The sequence below is a fragment of the Bacillota bacterium genome, from assembly GCA_012839765.1.
Lineage (GTDB): Bacteria > Bacillota > Limnochordia > DUMW01 > DUMW01 > DUMW01.
On sequence record DUMW01000101.1, the window covers coordinates 45,252 to 52,196 of the forward strand.

The window sequence follows — 6,945 nt, forward strand, 5'->3', positions numbered from 1 at the left end:
AGACAGTACAGACGTCCATATGCTAGAAGGACGAGTTGAAGCGGTGGTGTGTTCTCTTCTAGCGAGATTTGCCCACACTTGTGGAATTGAAGGATAGGCAAAACATGGAGGATAGACCTAGTGGAAACTACCACATTTCCTCCCGCAATCTCGTTGATGCTTCTTATTGCTACCCTTGAAGGATTGGTTCTTGGTTTTTATGGAACCTGTGTGGATGAACTGGGCGCTTTTTTCCTGGTGGATGAGGTAAAACTAGGGAGCTTGGCCTCCCTCTACTATGGGGCGGCCATCCCAGGAGTCCTCTTGGCCTTGCAAGTGGTCAGTCGTTTCGGTATGGGGCGGACGTTGAGTGTCGCATTGGTTTTCCAATCCCTCAGTCTTTTGCTGTTCAGCAGCTCCCGCTCTTTCCCACTGGCCGGAGCCCTTTATGCCATGGTTGGCCTTGCCTATGGGTTGCTCATCAATAGTCCCGTTGGGTACATGAACTATACAGATGGTGAGCAGGGAGCAAAGCACTTGAACTGGTTCTATGGGGCCTTTGCCTTGGGGTTGTTGCTAGGTCCCCTACTTAGTGGAACCCTTCTGTTGTGGAACTATGGCTGGCAGGTTCCCTATCGGATGGTGGCCCTATGTGCAGTGGTGCTGTTTTTGTGTTTACGCATGGTCCAATGGCGTCCTGTCCCTTTGGCCCAGGCGTCTTTACCATGGAAAGATCTTTCCGGTGCATACTGGTGCTTGGTCTTGTCCTTTGCTGCCTATTCGGTTACCGAAGCCGCGCTAAGCATCTGGATTGGAAAATTCATGTCCCTTGTTTATGGGACGAAGCACAGTCACTACGCCCTTACGGTGTTTTGGACAGGTATGATTTTGGGACGTTTCCTAATTAGGTTCCTTGCACATCGAGTCTCCCTTAAACGTTACATCCTACTGTCCTGCGCTGTTGCTACGGTGTTGCTGTTTTCCCTGGGCCTGTGGTCAACCTTTTTCGCGGCGACGGCAATTGTGGGACTGGTGGCCCTGGTTCTTTCCGGAGTCGGTCCCGGTTTTATCAGTCTTTTGGGCGTAGCGGGCTCGGGCCAGGCCACGGCCTTGGCCATCAGTCTTGCCACCGTGGCGGTGGCTGTCGGTATGCCAGCAGTGGCCTATTTTGCGGGCTTGGTTGGTTTCCGGAATGTGTTGGGGGTAGCCGCCATACCCTTGATGGTTCCTCTATACGTCCTGTTGATACCAACCTCGCTGAAAGCACGGGGCTTTGATCGTTCTGCAGCAACCCCGAAAGATAGCTAAAGTCGGTAATTAATAATAGACTTCACTATTCTACTAGTTAATTCCGCAGAAAAGTGCTAGTATGATTGTATAGGATAATCTCTTTCAAGGATAACCGTTGGAGATGGAGGGCCTGATAATGAAGCCTTTTCGTGTCCTTGTGGTGGGCTGTGGGCAAATGTGCCATGCCTGGGTCAAGTACGCTAAGAACAGTTCCCATTGTGAGATTGTGGGCTTGGTGGATATCCACTTGGAGAAGGCGGAAAATGTCCGTATCCGTTACGGTCTAGACTGTCCCACTGATTCTGACTTTGGGCGTCTTTTGGAAAAGACGAAGGCCAATCTCGTATTCGACATCACGCCCCCCGAGTGCCATCGGGATGTGGTGGTCACTGCCCTTCGTGCTGGCTGTGATGTCTTCGGGGAAAAGCCCATGGCAGCAACGATGGAGCAGGGCCGGGAGATGGTGAAAGTGGCGGGGGAGACCAACCGGACCTACGCGGTTATGCAAAACCGGCGGTACGTGAACAACCTTCGCTCTTTGAAGAGCTTCCTTGATGCGGGGACCATCGGCCAACCTACTTTTGTCGCAGCAGATTTCTTTCTAGGGCCTTATTATGGAGGGTTTTCGTAAGACGATGGCCAGCCCCTTGCTCTTGGATATGGCCATACATACCTTTGATCAGGCCCGGTTTCTCATCGGGGGTGATCCCATTTCGGTTCGGTGCCATGAGTTTAATCCCCAGGGTTCCTGGTACGAAGGCAATGCCGCCGCGACTTGTACCTTTGAATTTGACAATGGTGTGGTGTTTTCTTACCGCGGATGTTGGTGTGCCAAGGGATTCCCCACCTCTTGGGAGTCTAGTTGGCGGGTGGTTTGCACCCGGGGTACCGTCCTATGGGATGGGAAAGGTTCACCTCAGGCCCAAGTGGCCATTCCCTTCGATCAACCGGTGGATCTCACTACCGAGGTTGCTCCGGTGGAAGTGCCGGCCACATCCGCCGGACGGGAAGGTCATGAAGGGTGCCTTGATGCCTTGTTTGCTTCCTTACGGTCAGGACGCACACCGGAGACCGATTGCAGGGATAATATTAAGAGTCTGGCGATGGTGTTTGGGGCCATCGAAAGTGCCCGGTCGGGTCAGGTGGTTGACCTGCGGGCCTTAGGTGTGGGGACATAGTCCTTCGGGGAGGTTTCCGGAACGGAAGCCCCGGAATTCCTCCCCCCCCGATCCTCATTAGAGGAGATAGCACCACCAAGGACGCTAAACAAATATTGCCATCACCTATTTTGTATGATAATATGTAAATAGTAATAATTGGTTAGACGGGTGAGCGGATCCCCAGGGTTTTCTATGATCTTCACCGTCAAATCTTACGGAAGGGACAGGGAGCGTTATGGCTAAGAGTGAGAGAACTTGCCCCGGTGGGATTATCCCCGCACTGGTGACGCCTTGCACTAAGGATCATGAAGTGGACTACGACGGTTTCAAAAGGCTGGTCCGGTTTTTAGTTGAACGGGGAGTACATGGTCTGTTTGTGCTCAGCTCAACGGGGGAGTACCCAGTTGTTGATGCGCGGCATGCCCCTGAGCTTTCCAAAGCGGCCGCGGAGGCTTGTCGGCAAGTGGGGCGCCCGGTGCCGATCTACTGTGCAGCAAGTGCCGCATCCCAAAAGGGAGTTGTGGCCAATATTGAGCGGCTGGCCGATGCACCGGTGGATTTCGTAGTAGTCACGCCACCGTACTTTTTTCGGTATACCCAGGCTGAATTGATCCATTTCTACACCTCGATCGCCGATGTTAGTCCCTTGCCGGTGGTGGTTTATAATATTCCGCTCCGGGCCGGCAGTGGACTTACGGTGAACACCCTAGCCACCTTAAGTGAACATGAAAACATTGTGGGCTGTAAAGATACCACCGGGGATATGCATCGTTTTATGGAGTTGATTGAGGCTGTTGAAGGACGGGATTTCGTCCTCTTGCAGGGAAGTGAACCGTTGGTGGCTCCCAGCCTTCTCTTCGGCGGACATGGTGCCGTGGCGGCCTTGGCCAACATTGCCCCCAAGTTGTTTGTAGACCTTCATACCGCCTGTGCGCAAGGAGAGCTGCCCCTGGTAAAAAAGCTACAGTCCCAGCTACTTGCTGTCTTTCGTATGCTAAACCTAATACCTTACACAGAGTCCATCAACAATCTGCTCTATGCCATTAAAGTAGTCATGAAACACCTGGGGATCTGTGATTGGTACCCCAGTCAAATGCATATTGCCTCGGAAGAGACCCTTAGGGAGTTCTCGGACCGGATAATTGACTACCTAACCGAAGAAGGTATCCTCCTGGACTAGTTCGGTGTCTCCATCATCCACATGCGCCCACCTTGGCGTAAGTGGATGATGGAATCGATCTGTAGAAAGTTGTCTCCTACAAGGACAGCTAGGGCGCTGCGTCCCTAAGACTAGGTGGGTGCCTCTTGGTGTTGAGAGTCTGTTGCCCTTTTGGAGGGAGGCATCCCTAGAAGCCTTGCTACACCTAGGACTTGTCCATATACAGACTCCCAGTTGTTCCCACCTAGAAGCTAAGGTATTGATTTTGTTTGGCAAGGAAACCCCAGGTCTTTTCCTTGCCAGTTCACGGGTATACTCGATGGAGCCATGTCCAAAGGCTCTTAAGGGGAATGATGAAATGGTATATCAGTTGCTGTGTCGGTTTCCTTTTACTTTCCTTCGTATTTGAAAAACAGAATCACCCCGGGTGATGCTGGGTGCACTAGCGAAGGAAGGCCGGTGGCCCTTGTGTCTTGGCAGAAAGAGGGCGCTGTGGAAAGAATTAGCGAATGATTTGAGAAAAATGGTGGATGTTAGCCAAAAAAACGAAGGAGATTTTGCTTCTACCCAGAAGAAATACCTAGAATTGGGGCAAGGAGATCTTGGTAGGCTATCCCGTACCAGAAGAATTGCGGGACTGAATATTGGCCTGCCATTGTGGATATGTAACATCCTAAGATGTCAAGGAGGCTGTGAGTAGTAGATGAAGTCGGATCAAGTAAGAGTAAAGATCACTATGCTGGGAGCTGGGAGTGGCTTCACCCAGCCGTTGATGGTTGACACCCTGAATATCCCCTCCATTGATGGGGGAGAGATTGCGTTGGTAGATATTGACGAAGAACGACTGGACCTTGCCTATCAGATGGTCAAGAAAATAGTTGAAATGATGGGCAAGGAGGAAAAGTGGACGGTCACCGCCTGGAAGGATTGGCGAGATGCCCTTGCTGGCAGTGATTACTTAATCAACTGCATCGAGGTATCCGGGACCAAGGCTGTGAAGTATGACTACGAGATTCCCCTTAAGTACGGTGTGGATCAGTGTATCGGGGATACTCTGGGACCAGGGGGCTTGATGAAGGCGCTGCGGACCATCCCGGTCTGGGTGGATCTGCTTAAAGATGCCGAGGAGCTGTGTCCTGACGCGCTGATCTTGAACTATACGAATCCGATGAGCATGATGTGTCTAGCGGCCCATCGGGTCAGTTCTATGCAGGTGGTCGGGTTGTGCCATAGTGTCCAGGGGACCAGTCACTTGCTTGCCAAATATGCCGGTGTTCCCTACGAGGAAATGAAGTGGAAATGCGCCGGGGTCAACCACTTGGCCTGGTTTATCGAGCTATCCCACAACGGTAAAGACTTGTACCCGGTGTTGATGGAACAAGCACGGGATGAAAACAGTGAGTTTTATCAGGGGGATCCGGTCCGGTGCGACGTAATGCTCCATTTTGGCGCGTTCGTGACCGAATCTAGCGGACACTTAAGTGAGTATCTGCCGTACTACCGCAAGCGGAAAGATTTGCTGGAAAAGTATACCAAGAGTGGTTACCGCGGAGAAAGTGGATTCTATGCGCGGAATTGGCCCAATTGGCGGAAGCAAACGGATGAGTATCGGCGCAAGGTGATCCGGGGTGAAACGGAGATCAAGCTGGAGCGTTCCTGGGAGTATGCCAGCTGGATTATCGAAGCGCATGTTACAAACAAACCCTTTGTCATCCATGGGAATGTTATCAATTACGGCTTGATCGATAATCTACCACAAGGCGAGTGTGTGGAAGTCCCAGTGATGATTGATCGTAATGGTTTCAATCCCTGCCGGGTTGGCAAGTTGCCACCACAAATGGCCGCGATCTGTCGCTCCACTATGGGCATGATTGACTTGGGCGTAACAGCGGCCCTCGAATCGGATCGGGAAGCAGCGTTCCACTCACTGCTTCTGGATCCTCTAACCGCGGCTGTTTGTTCCCCGGCAGAAATCAAGCAGATGACCAATGAGTTGATTGATTCACAGCTCGATCTGCTACGGGGTTTCTAGAAGACCATGATTGCTAGTGGTGCTCCCTGGAACCGTTGTCTTACCCGGGGACGGAATTCGGATTAGCTAAGTGTCCCTGGCAGTTCGGGTTGTTGGATTTTCAAGATGGAGAGATTGGGAAGGGAAAACCCAACTCTCCATCTTTTTCGAGACGGCGAGGTTTTGGGGTATGTGGGGGGTGAAATCGAGTATAGAATATGATTTGCCGCCGTGGTGGCAGATGAACAGTGGGCCCATGGAGATGGGATTGACAAAGGGCTGCCCTTCTATATTGACAGTGAACTGTACACGATGGAGTAGTTCGACCGGAGTGTTAATACCGGGGATGCTTGGTGTCTCCATTTTTTCAAGGGCCACATTGCTTCCACTACCATTGTCCCTTGGCAAATTGTGTGATAATATTGCATTAGAACCCTGAAGAGCTGACTCTGTGCGAAGGATCCTGAGGAGGATGATGAATGGTGAAGCTTGGGGAGATCCAACGTCGTCCTGCAAGTGAGCAGGTGGAAGAGGCGATCAAACGGTATATCCTGGAGAATAATTTGAAACCCGGGGATACGTTGCCTACGGAAACTGAAATGGCAGAAATGCTAGGGACGAGCCGGACGACGGTGCGGGAGGCTCTGCGGGTCCTGCAATTCCTTGGTGTGATCAAGACAAAGCAGCGTATTGGTCCAATTATTGCCGACACCAATGTTAACGTTCTGGAAGATTACTTTGTATTCAGCTTACAGTTTGGGGAACCCAACAAAGAAGAGTTTATGGAAGCCCGCTGGCTGATTGAAATCAATGTATTGCCATTGGTGATGGAGAGAGCCACAGAAAGTGATTACGATCTCATGGAACAGATTGTGAAGGACGCGGAAGAAGGTCCCCGCACAGCCGGATTCCAAATTCAGAATGACTGCGAGTTCCACAACTCGCTTATCGCGGCAACGAAGAACCGTGCCCTGACAGTGTTCACCGAAGTGCTTCAGAAGTTCTTTGAGACGGTATGGTCAAGTTACGATCCAGAGGAGACCATCAAGGATACTGACCGGGTAAACAGGGAACATCGGCAAATCATCGAAGCTCTGCGGCGTAAGGACTTGGAAAACGCCACTCAGATAATGAAACGTCATCTGCACGCGTACCAGAACAAACTGATCAATGGCGTAGAATAGGTCTTGGCAGCACCGGATCCGACATAGTCTATGTAAGTATGAGTCAAAAGTTTGTGGGGATTGGCAAGGCCTGGAAAAAATAGAAGACCGCGGGTCCATTGAAAGATGAGGGCATAGAGAAGGAATCGAGAGACTCCGTCTCCAATATATGGAGATAGCCAA

4 protein-coding genes and 1 pseudogene are annotated in these 6,945 nt (G+C 51.3%); all 5 read left to right on the top strand.

Features of this window, described 5'->3' with window-relative positions; translation table 11 throughout:
* The first annotated feature begins 120 nt into the window (after nt 1-120).
* The 5 genes and pseudogenes from GXX57_10265 (at nt 121) to GXX57_10285 (ending at nt 6,783) form a co-directional block, all read left to right on the top strand.
* The gene (locus tag GXX57_10265; protein HHV45031.1) at nt 121-1,287 is read left to right on the top strand and encodes an MFS transporter; all 1,167 of its coding nucleotides are present in this window, start codon (nt 121-123) and stop codon (nt 1,285-1,287) included.
* 118 nt (nt 1,288-1,405) lie between these two features.
* A pseudogene (locus tag GXX57_10270) lies at nt 1,406-2,447 on the top strand (Gfo/Idh/MocA family oxidoreductase).
* Between the two features lie 217 nt (nt 2,448-2,664).
* Entirely contained in the window at nt 2,665-3,609 is a 945-nt protein-coding gene (locus tag GXX57_10275; GenBank protein ID HHV45032.1) for a dihydrodipicolinate synthase family protein, read from the top strand.
* 682 nt (nt 3,610-4,291) lie between these two features.
* Nucleotides 4,292-5,620, top strand: coding sequence for an alpha-galactosidase (gene melA, locus GXX57_10280; protein ID HHV45033.1), 1,329 nt, complete (start codon nt 4,292-4,294; stop codon nt 5,618-5,620).
* A 458-nt stretch (nt 5,621-6,078) separates the two neighbouring features.
* Complete coding sequence (locus tag GXX57_10285) at nt 6,079-6,783, top strand: FadR family transcriptional regulator (GenBank protein ID HHV45034.1); 705 nt, start codon at nt 6,079-6,081, stop codon at nt 6,781-6,783.
* The last annotated feature ends 162 nt before the right edge of the window (nt 6,784-6,945 follow it).